Origin of the sequence: Pseudomonas yamanorum (genome assembly GCF_013386765.1) — a bacterium.
GTDB lineage: Bacteria > Pseudomonadota > Gammaproteobacteria > Pseudomonadales > Pseudomonadaceae > Aquipseudomonas > Aquipseudomonas yamanorum_A.
The window spans coordinates 51420-68306 of the sequence record NZ_JACARE010000053.1 but is presented as its reverse complement, the minus strand read 5'-3'; the positions used below and the strand labels follow the sequence as shown (position 1 = coordinate 68306).

Sequence of the window (16887 nt, the reverse complement as noted above, 5' to 3'; positions counted from 1 at the left end):
CATGGATACCCTTGCCCAACTCAAGGCCGGCCAATTGGCCGGTATCAAACGCCTGGACCTGCGCTGCGGGCTGACCGAGTTCCCCCGGGAAATCTTCGACCTGGCCGACTCCCTGGAAATCCTCAACCTCACCGGCAACGCCCTCAGCAGCCTGCCGGATGACCTGCACCGCCTGCCCCATTTGCGCGTGCTGTTCTGTTCGGAAAACGCCTTCACCGAACTGCCGGAATGCCTGGGCCAGTGCGCGCAGTTGAGCATGATCGGCTTCAAGTCGAACCGGATCAGCCGCGTTCCGGCGGCCGCCCTGCCGCCCTTGCTGCGCTGGCTGATCCTCACCGACAACTGCATCACCGAGTTACCAAACGAGCTGGGCGAACGGCCGTTGCTGCAAAAACTGATGCTGGCCGGTAACCACCTGGAGCACCTGCCGCAAAGCCTGGCCCAGTGCAAAAACCTCGAACTGCTCCGCATCGCCTCCAACCGCCTGACCCGCCTGCCCGACTGGCTGCTGACACTGCCGAGCCTGACCTGGCTGGCCTACGCCGGCAACCCGGTGGAAATGGCCGTGGAAGAGGCTCGCGATGACGCGACACCGAACATTCCCTGGTCCGAGTTGGTGCTGGGCGAAGTGCTGGGGGAAGGCGCTTCCGGGATCATCCGCAAGGCGTCCTGGACACCGCCCACCGGGCCCGCCAAAGCGGTGGCGGTCAAACTGTATAAAGGCAGCATCACCAGCGACGGCTCGCCGCTGCACGAAATGCACGCCTGCATCGCTGCCGGGTTGCATGCCAATTTGATCAAGGTGGAAGGCCGAGTCGTCGAGCATCCCGAAGGTCAGGCCGCGCTGGTGATGCAACTGATCGACCCGAGCTACCGCAACCTCGCGGCACTGCCGAGCCTGGCGTCGTGCACCCGCGACGTCTACGAACCCGCGACCCGCTTCAGCGCCGAAGTGGCGCAGCGCATGGCCCGGAGCATCGCCTCGGTGGCGGCGCACCTGCACGAGCAAGGCATCACCCATGGCGATTTGTACGGCCATAACATTCTGTGGAATGAAGCCGGTGAGTGTCTGCTTGGGGACTTTGGTGCCGCTTCGTTTCATGCCACTGCCGACAGCCTGGAAACCAGGGCGTTGCAGCGCATCGAAGTGCGGGCGTTCGGGGTGTTGCTGGGGGAGTTGCTGGAACGGATTGATACGGGGTTAAGCGAGGAGAAACGCTCGGCGCTGGAAGCCTTGCGGGATAACTGCTGCCAGCCGGATGTGCTTGCCCGGCCTGGATTTGCCAAGATAGAGGCTATTTTAGCTGCACGGTAAACCTTGCTTTGAAACTCGGCTCATGTGGGAGCTGGCTTGCCTGCGATGCGGTCACCTCGGTTTCTCTGAACAACCGCGGTGATGCCATCGCGGGCAAGCCCGGCTCCCACACAAGCCGAAGCGTTAGCCCGCCAACCCGACAAACATGTCCTGCACATCATCATGGTTGTCCAGGCCTTCCAGGAAAGCTTCGACTTCAGCCATCTGCTCATCGCTCAAACCGCTCACCGGGTTCTTCGAGATGTAACCCAGCTTGGCCGACAACACAGTAAAACCCTGCTCCGGCAAGGCTTTCTGCACGGCGTCCAGGTCGGTGGTCTCGGTGATGAACAGGGTCGTACCCTCTTCTTCGCCTTCCTCGAAATCCTGTGCACCGGCTTCAATCGCGGCCATTTCCGGATCGGCGTCCGGGCTGTCCGGCGAAGCTTCGATCAGGCCCACATGGTTGAAGTCCCAGGCCACGGAGCCGGAAGCGCCGAGCTGGCCCTTGCGGAACGCCACGCGGATTTCCGCCACGGTGCGGTTGATGTTATCGGTCACGCATTCAACGATCAGCGGCACCTGGTGCGGGGCAAAACCTTCGTAGGTCACACGGTGGTATTGCACGGTCTCACCGAGCAGACCGGCGCCCTTCTTGATCGCGCGTTCCAGGGTTTCCTTGGGCATCGAAGCCTTTTTGGCCTGTTCCACCACCAGGCGCAAATGTGCGTTGGTGGAGGTGTCGGCACCGTTGCGGGCGGCAATGGTGATCTCTTTCACCAGCTTGCCAAAGATCTTGCCCTTGGCATTGGATGCCGCTTCTTTATGTTTGACTTTCCACTGTGCGCCCATGACTCACTCTCTTATGTCCATCGCGCCGAGACGTCTACTGGCCGGCGCTTTGGGGGCAGAGTTTATAGCGCTGAAACACTCTAATCCACCAAAAAACCGGCCATGCCCCTCAGGTACGCAAGGGATTGATCGCCCGCTCGCGGTCCGGCACGAAGTCGCCCACCTGCGCCAGCACCGCCGGCCTGGCGTTCCAGTAGGGCATCAACACCAGCGAGGAAAACAGCGCGGCGCCGGCAAACACGATAAACACCGTGACCGTGTCGAAGTAGCCCGGCAACAAGCCGCCGAGCACCGCGCCTACCGAGCCGCAGCCATTGACGAACCCCGCCGCCGTCGCACCGGCCTTGGCGGTGCCGAAGTCGATGGCCGCGGTGCTGCTGATCATCGAATCCGGCCCGTACAGGGTCAGGCCCATCACAAACAGCAGCGCCATCACCAGCACCACACTGCCGGTGTGCAAGGCGCCCATGAACAACGCCAGGGCCACGGTCAGCGCCAGCAGGCTGAGGACACAGGCTGGCATGCGCCGGGCGCCGAACAGTTTGTCGGAGGCCATGCCGATCATGATCGGCCCCAGCAACCCCGCCAACTCGAACGCCGTGGGCACAATCGCCGCGCCGACCTTGCCCACCGACGGCATCTGCTCATACACAATCACCGGCCCCCACAACAGGATGGCGTAGCGCGCCGGTTTCAACAGAAAGTACGCCAGCCCCAGGGTCAACACGGTGCGGTTGCGCAAGATGGCCCGCAACGGCTCCAGCACACTGGCGTTCTTTTCGGCGACGGTCTGCTCCGGCTCGGGCTCCACCGCCGGCAACCCCACATCTTGTGGCGTGTTGCGCTGGAAGATGAAAAACAGCACTGCCACCACGGCAACTACGGCGGCACTGGAAATAAACGCCGCGTGCCAGGTGCCGATCAGCGTATACGCCCACCATCCGGCAAACGGCGACGCCACCAGGCCACCAAAGGCGTAGCACGAACTCCACAAGCCCAGCACCCGCCCACGCTGCTGCGCCGGGAAGAAACTGCCAAGGTTCTTGCACAGCCCCGACCACCCGGTGGACTGGGCCAGGCCCTGGATCAACATGCAGGTGACAAAGATCGGCAAGGTGGCAAACGTGCCCATTACCAGGGCGGCGGCCGCTGAAATCAGCAACCCGCCGAGCACTACCACACGCGGCCCGAAGCGGTCGGCAAGCATGCCCCAGGTGAACTGGCCAACGGCGTAGGCCGCCAGGTAAATGCCATCCAGGTTGGCCATCATCATCTTGTCCAGCGGGAAACTCGGGTCGTCGACGATCCCCAGTTTGGCCACCGAAAAAGCTTTGCGGGTGAAATAGAAGGCCGCGTACGCCAGCCAGGTGATGGCGAAAATCTGCACGCGCCAACGCTTGATGTTACTCAAGGGAGTATTCATGGTGGTTCTGACCTCAGGTGTGAGTGTGCCGGCAGAATGGAAAGCAAACGCCTGTATTTTTATTGTTGAGCACTGCAGTACCGGCGCCTCGGAGGGCGCGGTACTGGTCAGATGAGTCCCGCTGGTAAGCACGCAAAAGACCCATGGCCGCCGAAGTTGTAGGACTCAACCTACGGCGACTGAGGGCTATCAAAGCAATGGCTGACTAATAGGTAAAATCGATTTATCGTATTTCAAATATAAGCTGAGCTTGTAAGAGGATTCGCGATGTCGGTGTCCCACGCCCAACTCAAAGCCTTCCATGCGGTGGCCGTACACGGCAGTTTTACCCACGCCGCCGAACGCTTGTTCCTCAGCCAGCCGGCCATTTCCGACCAGGTGCGCAAACTCGAAGAACGCTTCGGCGTGCTGCTGTTTCACCGCAACAAACGCTCGGTGCGGTTGACCGACCTCGGGGAGCGGCTGCTGAGTATCACCCAGCGCCTGTTTGCGGTCGCAGCCGAAGCCGAGGAGCTGCTACAGGATTCCCGGGCCTTGCAGACCGGCACCCTGACCCTGGCGGTGGATGCGCCTGTGCACGTGCTGCCGCAGATTGCGCGCTTCTGCCAGTTATACCCGGGCATCAGCGTGAAGATCGAAACCGGCAACACCGATGAATCACTGTTTCGCCTGTACAACTACCAGGCCGACCTGGCGCTGCTGGGCCGCGATGTGGACGACGAGCGGCTGCTGTCACTGCCGTTGCCGGATGACCAATTGCTCGCGTTCGTCGCCCGCAACCACCCGTGGGCGGGGCGCGAGTCGATCTGCCTGGCAGACCTGGACGACACGCCGCTGGTGTTGCGGGAAATCGGCTCGGTGACCCGCCAGACCCTGGAGCAGGAAATGCACCAGGCCGGGTTGCGGATTCGCCCGGCGATCCAGGTGGAAGGCCGGGAAGCGGCGCGGGAGGCCGTGGTAGTGGGGATTGGCGTAGGCGTGGTGTCTGCCGCGGAATTTGGTGCGGATTCGCGGGTGTATGCGATGCCGATCCGCGACTGTACGCAGCGGATGAAGGAAACGCTGGTGTGCTTGAAGGAGCAGAGTTCGCGGCGGGTGGTGGCGACGTTTCTGGAGATTGTGCGGGAAAGTTTGCGGTGAACTCAGGAGCCTCATCGCGGGCAAGCCCGGCTCCCACATGTTGATTTGTGAACATCATTCAACTGTGGGAGCGGGCTTGCCCGCGATGGTGCCTACTCGATCTTCAGCCAACACCCACTCAGGGCGCCAACTCGAAAAACGCCTGAATCAACCGCAACTCCCGACGCCTTTCCATGCACCCGATCACATGCCGGTTCACCAGCCCGTCACCCTGGATCGGAATCGCATGCACCCGTGGGTCCCGGCTGACCTCCATCGACGACACCACGCCCACACCCAATTCAGCCGCCACCGCTTCCGTCACCGCCTCGCGGCTGTCCAGCTCCAGCAACACCTTGGGCTGCACGCCGGCCATGGCGCAAGCATCGTCAAACGTGCGGCGGGTGATCGAGCTCGGCTCACGCAGCACCATGATCACCTGATCCAGCTGCTCCAGCCGAATCCCCGCAGGCTCTGCCAGCCACGGATGCCCGGCAGGCACCAGCGCGCAAATCCGTGACTCGATCAACGGCTGCAGGTGCAGGCCCTTGCGCGGTTCCACCTCCGTCAACACCGCCACATCGGCCCGTTCCGACAACAGCGCCGCGAGGGTTTCCTGGGCGTTGCCCAGGCGCAAATTCACGGTAATCCCGGGGTAGCGCTCCCGCAGGCTGGCCAGCATCGGCATGACCATGTGCGGCCCGTCCGCCGCCACCTCCAGGCGCCCGGTGAGCAGTTGCCGGTTGGCCTCCAGCAAGGTCTGCGCCTCTTCCACCAGGCCGAAGATCGCCCGGGTGATGGCCGCAAGCTTGGTGCCCTCCTCGGTCAACTCCACCCGCCGCGCGGTACGCCGCAACAGCGCAATCTGGTAGTGCTCCTCCAGCGCCTTGATATGCCCGGTCACCGCCGGCTGGCTGATGAACAGCCGCTCGGCCGCCCGGGTAAAACTGCCCTCCCGGGCCACGGCATCAAACGCACGCAGTTGAAACAGGTTCATAGCTATCGGCCTCACTGATAGCTCGCATAACAACAAACAATTTGATTGATGACAAGCCAAACTGCAATTTAGGCGCCGTAACTTCATCCCATTGTTTTGCGAGGACACAAGAATGAGCACTGCCGCGCCGATCCTGCTGACCCCCGGGCCCTTGACCACCTCGGCCCGCACCCGCCAGGCCATGATGGTCGACTGGGGTTCATGGGATGACCGCTTCAATCAACTGACCGCCAGCCTGTGCGAGCAACTGCTGGTGATCGTCAACGGCACCGACAGCCACCATTGTGTGCCCTTGCAAGGCAGCGGCACCTTCGCCGTGGAAGCGGCCATCGGCACCCTCGTCCCGCGTGACGGCAAGGTGCTGGTGCTGATCAACGGCGCCTACGGCAAGCGCCTGGCGAAGATTTGCGAAGTGCTCGGCCGCCCGTTCAGCACCTTTGAAACCGCCGAAGACGAGCCCACCACCGCCGCCGACGTCGACCGCCTGTTGCAGGCCGACAAGGGCATCACCCACGTCGCGCTGATCCATTGCGAAACCAGCACCGGGATCCTGAACCCGCTGCCCGAGATCGCCCAGGTCATCGCCCGTCACGGCAAGCGCCTGATCATCGACGCCATGAGTTCCTTCGGCGCGCTGCCGATCGACGCCCGTGAAGTGCCGTTCGACGCACTGATCGCCGCCTCCGGCAAGTGCCTGGAAGGCGTACCGGGCATGGGTTTTGTATTCGCTGAAAAGCAGGCACTGGCCGCCGCCCAGGGCAACAGCCATTCCCTCGCGATGGACCTGTTCGACCAGCACACCTACATGGCCAAGACCGGCCAATGGCGCTTCACCCCGCCAACCCACGTGGTGGCCGCACTGCACGAAGCCCTGCTGCAATACAACGAAGAAGGCGGCCTGCCCGCCCGGCACCAGCGCTACGCCGACAACTGCCAGGCATTGCTGGACGGCATGGCCGAACTGGGCCTGCGCAGCTTCCTGCCCGCCGCAATCCAGGCACCGATCATCGTCACCTTCCACGCGCCGAAAGACCCGCGCTACCAGTTCAAGGAATTCTACGAGCGGGTCAAGGCCAAGGGTTTCATCCTTTATCCCGGCAAATTGACCCAGGTGGAGACCTTCCGCGTGGGCTGCATCGGCCATGTGAACCAGGCCGAAATGCAAGCAGCTGTCGCGGCAGTCGCCGAGGTGCTGCAAGAAATGAACGTGCTCGACATCTGAGACTGAATCCCCCCTGTAGGAGCCAGCTTGCTCGCGAAAAACCTGAGGGCGCCGCGTTCATCCAGCATGCCAGCGTCATCGTTAACGACCTTCGCAAGCAAGCTCGCTCCTACATGAATCCCCTTTAAACAGGATCTGAACCATGAACTACGCAAACCCAACCCAGCTTCAAGCCGCGATCCTCGACTGGGCCGGCACCGTGGTCGATTTCGGCTCGTTCGCACCGACGCAGATTTTTGTCGAAGCCTTCGCCGAGTTCGATGTGCAGGTCTCCATCGAAGAAGCCCGAGGCCCGATGGGCATGGGCAAGTGGGACCACATCCGCACCCTGTGCGACCAGCCGCAGGTGGCCGAGCGTTACCGCAAGGCCTTTGGCCGCACGCCCACCGACGATGACGTCACCGCCATCTATCAGCGTTTCATGCCGCTGCAGATCGAGAAAATCGCCGAGCACTCGGCACTGATCCCTGGCGCCCTGGAGACCATCGCCAACCTGCGCCAGCAAGGGATCAAGATCGGCTCGTGCTCCGGCTACCCCAAGCAGGTGATGGACAAGGTGGTCGAACTGGCCGCCACCAACGGCTACATCGCCGACCACGTGGTGGCTACCGACGAAGTGCCCAACGGCCGACCATGGCCGGCCCAGGCTTTGGCCAACGTGATCGCCCTCGGGATTGATGATGTAGCGGCCTGTGTAAAGATCGACGACACCGTGCCGGGCATCCTCGAAGGCCGTCGCGCCGGGATGTGGACCGTGGCGCTGACCTGTTCCGGCAACGCCCTGGGCCTGACCTACGAACAGTTTCGCGCCCTGGACGCCGGTACGCTGGCCAACGAACGCACGCGCATAAAGAAGATGTTCGAAGGCTCGCGCCCGCACTACATGATCGACACCATCACCGACCTGCCTGGAATCATCGCCGATATCAACAAACGCTTGAGCGAAGGTGATATGCCCCAGAGCAGTTGATACCCAGCCAGCAGGTGAAAAGCGCTTGCAAAGCAAAAAATCTCACCTTGCCCCTGCAAGGTGAGAAATGAATCATTCATTCTTGCCATCGGACTCTCAATAAAAGAAGTCTCCAGCGAGTTGTAAGCAGTACAACTAAATCAATTCGAATGCACGGTGAGTGAATGACAGACCGCCATGGCCGTAAGTGCTCACTTCCTTTAATTTGCTGGGTCCGAACATATCCACATAGCCTCCCTTCATCAGCGACCCATGGTCCCCTACGCCTACCACTCCAATACCACCTTTGGCTTCAAGCTCTTGCCACGTCACTGGACGCACCTGTCCACCCAAGCCTAAACGTTCCAACCCATGTAGAACCAGCGAGTCTCCCATGCTCTCCAACGCCCATTCAAAACTTTCGCGCGTGTATGCTGAGCTTTCTATGTCTTGGACTCGTTTGGCGGTCACCGCATACATAAACTTCGCGTCTTGAATCATCCCAGGGTCCGTCCCTCGGAAGTCCAAGGCCAATCGAGCGTGTTCAAGCTCCTTTTTAGTCAAAGTAACTTTATAACCATCTCTCATTTCAATCACGTAAGCATCAGCAGATTCAGTGACGCTTTTATATATTCCAAGTGGGCTCTGGCCATACTTCTCCATTGCCGCCTTTATGCCTGAAAGATAATGACTAGTATGCTTGACCCCTTCAGTTACCCCATGCCACACATCAGTGGGTTTCTCACCCACCGGCCTGCCGGAAATACCCGAGATTCGCTCGCTCTTCACATTAACTACCGGCACCTCTTTGTTCACCGGGTGTATACCCCCAGTGTTATTATTTGAATTCACAGTGGTTTTCTGATCAGTCCTCTTCTCGTCGCCTAGGAGTGAATTCTGCAAAGATTCAACAAGGGACATCAACAGAGTGACGAGGCTAACCAAAGTTTCTGCTATACCCGGCGTTGCCGCAGATGGCTGATTGACCAATGGTCCACGCAACACCTCCACATTAGAACTCATAGGGTTCACTGACGGCTTGCCAGGAACAGAAAATTCATGAGGACGTGAAAGACTTAAACATTCATTATTAACTGCCTGACTGGCAGTGCAGGACGTTGAAATACCACTCATTTTTTACCTCGCATTAATTATAATATTTCTTTTTTTGCAAAATGACGTAGAATCGATCAAACCAGTTCAAAATACGTCCCATTGTTAAAAAACTTAGTCTTTCTTGTACACCCGTCCCTCTTTCCCTCGAACGCAAAATTTGTATTACCATCTACAACGATACCCACACCGCCCGCTATGAGCTTCTCATAGGTAGTAGGACGCAAGTCCCCTTCCAACCCCAAAAGTTTGAAACCGAGCATCGGGTCCAGCCGGGCATTCATAAACTGAATTGCTTCATCATGGCCTTTTTCAGTATCACCGTACTTATTTTCAATTTGCGCTCGCTTGGTGCTCACCGCGTACAGGAAGACCACGTCCCTGCCCATTCCTATATCGAAATTAGAGTACCTCGATGCCCTTCGCGCATGCCCAAGCTCCTGAAATGTAATGCTGAGCTTAAACCCGTCCCTCATTACGATGTCATACCCCTTACTGGTAATTTCCACGCTTTTATATATCCCCAACGGGCTTTGGCCATACTTCGTCATTGCAGCCTTGATTACCGAAAGCGTGGCTTCATTTTTCTGGGTACCAAACATAACACCGTTCCAAATATTATCTGGCACCTCCCCTACTTTTTTATTGGAAAACCCTGGATAATTTTCAAACTTAGGCGTCACTGGCGCTGTCTTGTCAATTGTTTCTGCCATCAACTTATCCTTCAGCAAGCGATTATTGACGGACACATCTACCGCCTTCGGCTTACTGTTAAACGTCTGATTCAGGGACGCAATCAGTGCACTTAGCAGGGGCAATAAAGAGGCGATTTGCTCCTGGGTTTTAATACTCCCAAGTTCTCCAGTCAATGGGGCACTAATCAAGCTCGACCCGACAGGATCAGCACTTTTTGCTGCTGAAGCAGACCAACCCTGCAACGCTGATTCGACTTTATATTTTTCAGCGGCACGCACCGACAAAGAATTAATCATTTAAACTCCAGAAAACAAGTAATATTAAGTTATGCATCACTTTGCGACAACGCCCACTGAAACTCACCTCGCAGCAGGCAACAACTACCGCTCTTACACCGTCCAAAGTAGGACAAACCCACGATCCCACGAATTCGCTCTATCATCCAATTCATCTACTCAACAGGATATGTCGCCGTCCTACGCCTAAACGGGAAGCATCGTCACATCCAGAGAGGTTTCAATTAAAACACTTAGTCAACAACTAACCATGGACAGTTTCCCAGAAGTACACGCCGCCCCCCTCATTTCCGTAAAAAAACGTCTGAATGCTCAGCACCTGCCGACCCAGCACAAATTAAGAGAACATACAGACACTTTCATTTACTATATTTCCTTTCAAAAAAAACTTATCACACTAAAACTCGCCAACTTTCAACATCTGGAAACCCCGCACGACCACATAGTAATAAGGCAAGGTATTAACTCTTCCAATAGATGGTTTATTTAATTCACGTTTAATAGAAAAAATCCTACAGGTCCGTATGAGTACCTGCCCATTTCTCAAGTCTCGTTTCCGACGCCGGCATTGCCCAACATGACAAAGCCGATTCACAAAAAACTGACCGACCCCGAGCAAACAAGCTAAAACAGGCTTACATTGAAAGGACTCCGTCGCGAAAGAACGGAGGTTTGCCCTGATGAGTGAGGAAGAAAGCGATGCCCTGGAAAAATTCCGATACACGTTACAGCACCATGTCGATTGCGTTGCACTGGCTGATGGTGGTGCTGCTGGCGGTGGTCTACGCCTGCATTGAGTTGCGCGGGCAGTTTCCCAAAGGCAGCGGCGGCCGTACGTTGATCGTGGAAATGCACTTCATGTTCGGCCTGACCGTGTTTGTGCTGGTGTGGCTACGGTTGTTCGCCCGCAGCCTGGGTGTGGCACCGAAGATCGTGCCGGCGCCGCCGCAATGGCAAACCCTCCTTGCCACCCTGATGCACATGGCGCTGTACGCCTTGATGATCGGCATGCCCATCGCCGGCTGGCTGATCGTCAGTGCCGAGGGGCATTCGGTGATGTTCTACGGCATCGAGTTGCCGCCGCTGATTGCCGAAAACAAAGCCCTGGCCAAGGAGATTGAGCACTGGCACGTGCTGTTCGGCAAGATCGGTTACTGGCTGATCGGGCTGCATGCGTTGGCCGCGATCGTTCACCATTACATCCTGCGCGATAACACCGCGCTGCGGATGATGCCGGGCAAGAGAGGGAGCATTCAGTAAACCCCCGGATTGAATGTGGCAGCTGGCTTGTGTGGGAGCTGGCTTGCCTGCGATAGCATCACCTCGGTGCCACTGATACACCGAGGTGTCTGCATCGCAGGCAAGCCAGCTCCTACATTAACCGGGTGCAACAGGGAAACCCCGGCGGCCTTGCAAGCCGCCGGTGTGGACGAAGATCAGGCGGGTGCCGGGAGCGAAGTGCCCCGCCTCAATCCGCTGCTTCAACGCCAGTAACGCCTTGCCGGTGTACAGCGGCTCCAGCGGCAGGCCACAGGCTTGCTCGGTGGCGTCGATAAAGGTCAGCAACTGCGGATCAACCTTGGCAAAGCCGCCCCGGCTTGCGTCCAGCAACTCATAACCGTCCTGCACCAGCGCCTGTACCTGCTGCGCCACCCCGTGGTCGTCAGGCACCGCCAGCGCGCCATACACCGGATGCGCGCCCGCCTCCGCCAATACCAATCCCGCCAGCGTGGTGCCGGTGCCCGCCGCCAGCCACCAACCGTGATAGTCCGCCCAGCCCAGCCCGCTTAATTGCGCCCGCGCCTGACTCACCAACACCCCGCAGCCCAACGCACCGGCCAGGCCACCGCCACCTTCGGGCACCGGATGCAGGTGTGGATACTGCTCGCGCCACGGCAGCCAGAAGTCCGGCTCGTTACGCGCGCGATAGCCGCCGTACCCCAACCAATGCAACTGCATGCCAAAGGCTTTGAGGTCGAGCACTGTGGGGGTGTCTTGCGGATGGCCACGCAGCAGGCCAACGGTAGGAAAGCCGAAGCGTTTCCCGGCCGCCGCCAGTGCATGCAGGTGATTGGAGTAAGCGCCGCCCAGGCTGATGATCCCGCGGGCACCGGCTTCCCGGCCTTGAACCAGGTGCTCGGTAAGCTTGAACCACTTGTTGCCGCTGATCAGCGGGTCGATACGGTCCAGGCGCAACACAGCCACCTCCACCGACCCCATCCAGTCCAGCTTCAGGGGTTCAAGGGGCGCGTAAGGAAGCCAGTCGAAAGGACCCATGAGGGCAGTTCTGCACAAGAAAAGGGGCGGTAGTCTACCACCGCCCCTTGGGGGATTTTACAGCTCGGCAGCCAGGCGCGAACCCTGGTTGATGGCGCGCTTGGCATCCAGCTCGGCCGCCACATCGGCACCGCCGATCAGGTGCACGTTCTGCCCGGCAGCCAACAGGCCGTCCTGCAATTCCCGCAGCGGGTCCTGGCCGGCGCAGATAACGATGTTGTCCACCGCCAGCACCTTCGGCTCACCCTCGGCGCCGATGCGGATGTGCAGGCCTTCGTCGTCGATCTTCAGGTACTCGACGCTGTTGAGCATTTGCACCTGCTTGTTCTTCAAGCCAGTGCGGTGAATCCAGCCGGTGGTCTTGCCCAGGCCGTCGCCAACCTTGGAAGCCTTGCGCTGCAACAGGAACACTTCGCGTGCCGGCGCGTGGCGCTCGGGCTTGATCCCGGCCACACCGCCGCGGGCTTCCAGGTGGGTGTCGATGCCCCACTCTTTCCAGAACGCCTCGCGGTCCAGGCTGGTGGACACGCCCTGGTGCACGAGGAATTCCGACACGTCAAACCCGATACCGCCGGCACCGATCACCGCCACGCGATGGCCCACCGGCTTGCGCTCCAGGATCACGTCCAGGTAGCTCAGCACCTTGGCGTTTTCCACGCCCGGGATCGCCGGCGTACGCGGCGCGATGCCGGTAGCCAGGATGATCTCGTCGTAACCGCCCGCCACCAGTTGCTCGACGTCGACCCGGGTGTTCAGGCACAGCTCGACATGGGTGGTCTGCAACTTGCGTTTGAAGTAGCGCAGGGTTTCGAAAAACTCTTCCTTGCCCGGCACGCGCTTGGCGATGTTGAACTGGCCGCCGATCTCGCTGGCCGAATCGAACAGGGTCACCTGGTGCCCGCGCTCGGCGGCAACGGTGGCCGCCGCCAGACCCGCAGGGCCGGCACCCACCACGGCGATTTTCTTGATCTGCTTGACCGGCAAGTAGTTGAGCTCGGTCTCGTAGCACGCACGCGGGTTGACCAGGCAAGTGGTCAGCTTGCCGCCGAAGGTGTGGTCCAGGCACGCCTGGTTGCAGCCGATGCAGGTGTTGATTTCATCGGCGCGGCCTTCGGCGGCCTTGTTGACGAAGTCCGGGTCGGCCAGGAACGGGCGAGCCATCGAGACCATGTCGGCATCGCCTTCGGCCAGGATCTGCTCGGCGATTTCCGGGGTGTTGATGCGGTTGGTGGTGATCAGCGGAATCTGCACCGCGCCACGCAACTTCGCGGTGACCTTGCTGAACGCACCACGCGGCACCTTGGTGGCGATGGTCGGGATGCGCGCTTCGTGCCAGCCGATACCGGTGTTGATGAGGGTCGCACCGGCCTGCTCGATGGCCTTGGCCAACTGCACGATCTCTTCCCAGGTGCTGCCGCCTTCCACCAGGTCGAGCATCGACAGGCGGAAAATGATGATGAAGTTCGGGCCTACCGCGTCGCGCACCCGGCGCACGATTTCCACCGGCAGGCGCATGCGGTTTTCGTAGCTGCCGCCCCAACGGTCGGTGCGGTGGTTGGTGTGGGCCGCGAGGAACTGGTTAATGAAGTAGCCTTCGGACCCCATGATTTCCACGCCGTCGTACTCGGCAACCTGGGCCAGCAACGAGCAGGTGACGAAATCGTTGATCTGCTTTTCGATGCCCTCTTCGTCCAGCTCTTTAGGCTTGAACGGGTTGATCGGCGCCTGGATAGCGCTCGGTGCCACCTGTTTCGGGCTGTAGGCATAACGCCCGGCGTGGAGGATCTGCATGCAGATCTTGCCGCCCGCCTCGTGCACCGCCTGGGTCACGATCTTGTGCTTTTGCGCTTCTTCGTCGGTGGTCAGCTTGGCTGCACCGCCATACACGCCGCCTTCATCGTTCGGGCCAATGCCGCCGGTCACCATCAGGCCCACACCGCCACGGGCGCGCTCGGCAAAATACGCCGCCATGCGCTCGAAGCCGCCGGGTTTCTCTTCAAGGCCGGTGTGCATCGAGCCCATCAGGGTGCGGTTACGCAGGGTGGTAAAACCCAGGTCCAACGGGGCCAGCAGGTGCGGGTAGGCAGCAGCGGTCATGGTACAGCTCCACAACGGATCATCACGGGACGTGGAGCGCTCGAATGGCACTCCATCGGTTTATGTCCCACAGACTAAGAGGCTGCCGGTTGCCGCTCAATGACCGTAACTGACAACTTATTGATCCAAATGCGCAGCGCCCCTTGGCAACTGCGTACATGGGCCCTACCCTAGGTACCGAACCCTGCACCCGGTCCGTTGTCTTTTTCCCATGCGTAAACTTCTTGCCTTCACCCTCATCATGGCCCTGGTCGCCGCCGTTTCCGCCTATCTGGTCTGGACCCAGGAGCGTCCTGTGGGTCACTACCTGTCCGACCTGCGGATCAACCTCGCCGTCGACGAAGGCGTGCCCGCCGACCGCGGCAACCTGCTGGGCATCCAGCCGGAACTGTTCCCCGCCGACTATCAGAGCCTTGAACGCCTGCACCTGAAGCTCGCGGCCTACCTGCAAAAAGCCCGGGACCAGGGCCTGGTCAACGACAAGACCATCGTGGTGCTGCCGGAACATATCGGCACCTGGCTGATGGTCAGCGGCGAAAAGAACGAGCTGTATCAGGCCACCAACCTCAAGGACGCGATGAACTGGCTGTCGGCGAGCAACCCGCTGCTGTTCCTGCGGGCGTTGATCAGCGCCAAGGGCGATGACCGTATCGACGACGCCTACCTGCGCATGAAGGCCCCGGCCATGGCCCGTGACTATCAGGTGTTGTTCGGCGGCCTGGCCAAGGAGTTCGGCGTGACTCTGGTGGCCGGCTCCATCGCCCTGCCCAACCCGAGCGTAAGCCAGGGCCAACTGCAGATCGGCCATGGCGCGCTGTACAACACCAGCGTGGTATTCGACCGCGATGGCTTGGCGGTGGGCCAGCCGCAACGCCAGCTTTATCCGATTTTCGACGAGCGTGGCTTCATCGAACCCGGCGACGAAAACACCGTCAGCGTCGTCGATACTCCAGCCGGGCGCCTGGGCATCCTGATCGGCAGCGACAGCTGGTACCCCGACAACTACCGCAAGCTCAACGAGCAAGGTGCGACGCTGGTGGCCGTGCCGGCGTTCGTGATTGGCCGCGAAACCTGGGACAAGCCATGGCGCGGCTTCAAAAGCGTGTCGACGCCGCCGGAGATCAGCCTCAAGCCCGAAGAGCTGAGCGAAGGCGAAGCCTGGCACCGCCTGACCCTGATCAGCCAGCAACCCATCAGCCAGGCCACCGCCGGCATGAGCGTGTTCCTGCGCGGGCAGTTCTTTGACATGGGCAGCGCCGGGCAAAGCTTCCTCAGCAGCAACGGCCAGGTGTTCGCCGACGGCAATGCCCGTGGCGCCCGCCTGCTGAACGTGTGGCTGTAACACGATGAAGCCGGTGCGGCTGGGGGATTTGTCGGTGGGCTTTGTCCACACCCTGGCCGATGCCATCCAGAGCCATGGCCTGGACCCGCAACCGTTGCTGCTGCAATACGGCCTCGACCCGGCGCGCCTGGCCGAGGCTGGCGCACGCCTGTCGATCCCGCGCTATATGCGCCTGGGCTTTGCGGCCATCCAATTGACCGGCGACCCCGGCCTGGGCCTGCGCATGGGCCAGCTCAGCCGCTTGAGCCAGGCGGGCCTGGCCGGGGTTGCCGCCGCCCAGGCGCCCACCGTGCGCGAAGCGGCCCGCACCCTGACGCGTTTCGAAGCCTTGTACGGTTCCAACTATCGTGGCCAGTCGAGTTTTCACGAAGATGCCGACGGCGCCTGGCTGCGCTTCTATTCCATCAGCCCGTACAACGCCTATAACCGCTTTGTGGTGGACTCGATCATCGCCGGCTGGCTGCATCAATTGTCGAGCCTGAGCGTGCAACCGGTGCAGGCGCAGCGTATCGAAATCGAGTTCCAGGCCCCCGACTACAGCGAGCACTACAGCGTGCTGGGGGACTGCCCGATCCAGTTTGGCGCCGAGCACAATCAACTGCGCCTGAGCCAGCAGACCCTGGCCCTGCGCAACCCGGAACATTGCCCGAGTACCTGGCAGCTCTTGGTGCAGTTGTGTGAACGGGAACTGGAGCAGTTGACGCGCACCCGCAGCCTGCGCGAGCGCATTACCCGGTTGCTCGGGCCGATGCTCAATGGTGGCCGGGAACCCGACCTGGAAGAAGTGGCGGCACGTTTGAAACTGCCGACCTGGACCTTGCGGCGCAAGCTGGCGGAAGAAGGGACGCAGTTCCGGGCGATTCTCAATGACACTCGCCGCGACCTGGCCATGACCTACATTCGCGATACCGAACTGGCGTTCGGTGAAATTGCCTATTTGCTGGGTTTTGCTTCAGCGGAAGCCTTTCAACGGGCCTTCAAGCGCTGGAACAGCCAGACCCCAGGGGAATTTCGCCGCAGTCAGCGGCATTCCGCCTGACGTCTGTCTTACAGCTCGGTGGCATCATCGGCCGGGTCCAGCGGATCCAGTTCAAAGGCGTGGTACTCGAGCAGTTCTTCCTGGTAATCGTCCATGGTTGACTCCTTGTTTTATGAAAAGGGGTTGCCTAATGACCTGCACAACCAGCCTAAAGTGCCGTAATGACGAAAA

Annotated in this window: 14 protein-coding genes and 1 pseudogene; 7 read left to right on the top strand and 8 right to left on the bottom strand. The window is 60.1% G+C overall.

The genetic code is table 11. The features are described 5' to 3' along the window. The first annotated feature begins 1 nt into the window (after position 1). Positions 2 to 1315, top strand: coding sequence for a leucine-rich repeat-containing protein kinase family protein (locus HX875_RS29975; protein WP_177048314.1), 1314 nt, complete (start codon positions 2 to 4; stop codon positions 1313 to 1315). Between the two features lie 123 nt (positions 1316 to 1438). Here the strand turns inward: HX875_RS29975 and HX875_RS29970 are convergent, their stop codons facing one another. Both HX875_RS29970 and HX875_RS29965 read right to left on the bottom strand, forming a co-directional pair. Further along, positions 1439 to 2146 (bottom strand): YebC/PmpR family DNA-binding transcriptional regulator, encoded by a 708-nt coding sequence (locus tag HX875_RS29970; protein ID WP_177048312.1) that lies wholly within the window; start codon positions 2144 to 2146, stop codon positions 1439 to 1441. Positions 2147 to 2255: 109 nt separating this feature from the next. Then, complete coding sequence (locus HX875_RS29965; protein WP_026077889.1) at positions 2256 to 3569, bottom strand: MFS transporter; 1314 nt, start codon at positions 3567 to 3569, stop codon at positions 2256 to 2258. Between the two features lie 267 nt (positions 3570 to 3836). On the opposite strand from HX875_RS29965, the gene HX875_RS29960 reads away from it, so the two are divergent. Further along, positions 3837 to 4709, top strand: coding sequence for a LysR substrate-binding domain-containing protein (locus HX875_RS29960; RefSeq protein ID WP_003212428.1), 873 nt, complete (start codon positions 3837 to 3839; stop codon positions 4707 to 4709). 118 nt (positions 4710 to 4827) lie between these two features. Here the strand turns inward: HX875_RS29960 and HX875_RS29955 are convergent, their stop codons facing one another. Beyond that, on the bottom strand, positions 4828 to 5685 hold the full coding sequence (locus tag HX875_RS29955; RefSeq protein ID WP_177048311.1) for a LysR substrate-binding domain-containing protein: 858 nt from the start codon (positions 5683 to 5685) through the stop codon (positions 4828 to 4830). A 112-nt stretch (positions 5686 to 5797) separates the two neighbouring features. On the opposite strand from HX875_RS29955, the gene HX875_RS29950 reads away from it, so the two are divergent. Then, positions 5798 to 6907, top strand: coding sequence for a 2-aminoethylphosphonate--pyruvate transaminase (locus HX875_RS29950; protein WP_177048310.1), 1110 nt, complete (start codon positions 5798 to 5800; stop codon positions 6905 to 6907). 14 nt (positions 6908 to 6921) lie between these two features. Here the strand turns inward: HX875_RS29950 and HX875_RS33300 are convergent. Next, positions 6922 to 7026: pseudogene (locus HX875_RS33300) on the bottom strand (outer membrane lipoprotein carrier protein LolA); the annotation flags it as partial. Positions 7027 to 7049: 23 nt separating this feature from the next. On the opposite strand from HX875_RS33300, the gene phnX reads away from it, so the two are divergent. Continuing rightward, positions 7050 to 7877: a phosphonoacetaldehyde hydrolase gene (phnX, locus tag HX875_RS29945; RefSeq protein WP_177048309.1), complete on the top strand. Its 828-nt coding sequence runs from the start codon at positions 7050 to 7052 to the stop codon at positions 7875 to 7877. A 135-nt stretch (positions 7878 to 8012) separates the two neighbouring features. On the opposite strand, the gene HX875_RS29940 is transcribed toward phnX, so the two are convergent. Together HX875_RS29940 and HX875_RS29935 are read right to left on the bottom strand one after the other, a co-directional pair. Further along, on the bottom strand, positions 8013 to 8990 hold the full coding sequence (locus HX875_RS29940; protein WP_177048308.1) for a hypothetical protein: 978 nt from the start codon (positions 8988 to 8990) through the stop codon (positions 8013 to 8015). Between the two features lie 56 nt (positions 8991 to 9046). Beyond that, positions 9047 to 9961, bottom strand: a complete 915-nt coding sequence (locus HX875_RS29935; protein WP_177048307.1) for a hypothetical protein — start codon at positions 9959 to 9961, stop codon at positions 9047 to 9049. A gap of 699 nt (positions 9962 to 10660) precedes the next feature. Between HX875_RS29935 and HX875_RS29930 the strand changes: the two genes are divergently transcribed. Then, positions 10661 to 11221 (top strand): cytochrome b, encoded by a 561-nt coding sequence (locus tag HX875_RS29930; protein WP_010166885.1) that lies wholly within the window; start codon positions 10661 to 10663, stop codon positions 11219 to 11221. 117 nt (positions 11222 to 11338) lie between these two features. Here HX875_RS29930 and HX875_RS29925 read toward each other — a convergent pair whose 3' ends face one another. Both HX875_RS29925 and HX875_RS29920 read right to left on the bottom strand, forming a co-directional pair. Continuing rightward, positions 11339 to 12238 (bottom strand): 1-aminocyclopropane-1-carboxylate deaminase/D-cysteine desulfhydrase, encoded by a 900-nt coding sequence (locus HX875_RS29925; RefSeq protein WP_177048306.1) that lies wholly within the window; start codon positions 12236 to 12238, stop codon positions 11339 to 11341. Between the two features lie 57 nt (positions 12239 to 12295). Next, on the bottom strand, positions 12296 to 14335 hold the full coding sequence (locus HX875_RS29920; protein ID WP_177048305.1) for an NADPH-dependent 2,4-dienoyl-CoA reductase: 2040 nt from the start codon (positions 14333 to 14335) through the stop codon (positions 12296 to 12298). A gap of 211 nt (positions 14336 to 14546) precedes the next feature. On the opposite strand from HX875_RS29920, the gene HX875_RS29915 reads away from it, so the two are divergent. Continuing rightward, complete coding sequence (locus HX875_RS29915; RefSeq protein WP_177048304.1) at positions 14547 to 15677, top strand: carbon-nitrogen hydrolase family protein; 1131 nt, start codon at positions 14547 to 14549, stop codon at positions 15675 to 15677. 4 nt (positions 15678 to 15681) lie between these two features. Continuing rightward, positions 15682 to 16716, top strand: a complete 1035-nt coding sequence (locus HX875_RS29910; RefSeq protein WP_177048303.1) for an AraC family transcriptional regulator — start codon at positions 15682 to 15684, stop codon at positions 16714 to 16716. The last annotated feature ends 171 nt before the right edge of the window (positions 16717 to 16887 follow it).

Coding starts and splice junctions, on each gene's coding strand:
- HX875_RS29950 (WP_177048310.1), top strand. CDS start 5,798: ATGAGCACTGCCGCGCCGATCCTGCTGACCCCCGGGCCCTTGACCACC.
- HX875_RS29925 (WP_177048306.1), bottom strand. CDS start 12,238: ATGGGTCCTTTCGACTGGCTTCCTTACGCGCCCCTTGAACCCCTGAAG.
- HX875_RS29930 (WP_010166885.1), top strand. CDS start 10,661: ATGCCCTGGAAAAATTCCGATACACGTTACAGCACCATGTCGATTGCG.
- HX875_RS29955 (WP_177048311.1), bottom strand. CDS start 5,685: ATGAACCTGTTTCAACTGCGTGCGTTTGATGCCGTGGCCCGGGAGGGC.
- HX875_RS29920 (WP_177048305.1), bottom strand. CDS start 14,335: ATGACCGCTGCTGCCTACCCGCACCTGCTGGCCCCGTTGGACCTGGGT.
- HX875_RS29935 (WP_177048307.1), bottom strand. CDS start 9,961: ATGATTAATTCTTTGTCGGTGCGTGCCGCTGAAAAATATAAAGTCGAA.
- HX875_RS29965 (WP_026077889.1), bottom strand. CDS start 3,569: ATGAATACTCCCTTGAGTAACATCAAGCGTTGGCGCGTGCAGATTTTC.
- HX875_RS29940 (WP_177048308.1), bottom strand. CDS start 8,990: ATGAGTGGTATTTCAACGTCCTGCACTGCCAGTCAGGCAGTTAATAAT.
- HX875_RS29910 (WP_177048303.1), top strand. CDS start 15,682: ATGAAGCCGGTGCGGCTGGGGGATTTGTCGGTGGGCTTTGTCCACACC.
- phnX (WP_177048309.1), top strand. CDS start 7,050: ATGAACTACGCAAACCCAACCCAGCTTCAAGCCGCGATCCTCGACTGG.
- HX875_RS29975 (WP_177048314.1), top strand. CDS start 2: ATGGATACCCTTGCCCAACTCAAGGCCGGCCAATTGGCCGGTATCAAA.
- HX875_RS29970 (WP_177048312.1), bottom strand. CDS start 2,146: ATGGGCGCACAGTGGAAAGTCAAACATAAAGAAGCGGCATCCAATGCC.
- HX875_RS29915 (WP_177048304.1), top strand. CDS start 14,547: ATGCGTAAACTTCTTGCCTTCACCCTCATCATGGCCCTGGTCGCCGCC.
- HX875_RS29960 (WP_003212428.1), top strand. CDS start 3,837: ATGTCGGTGTCCCACGCCCAACTCAAAGCCTTCCATGCGGTGGCCGTA.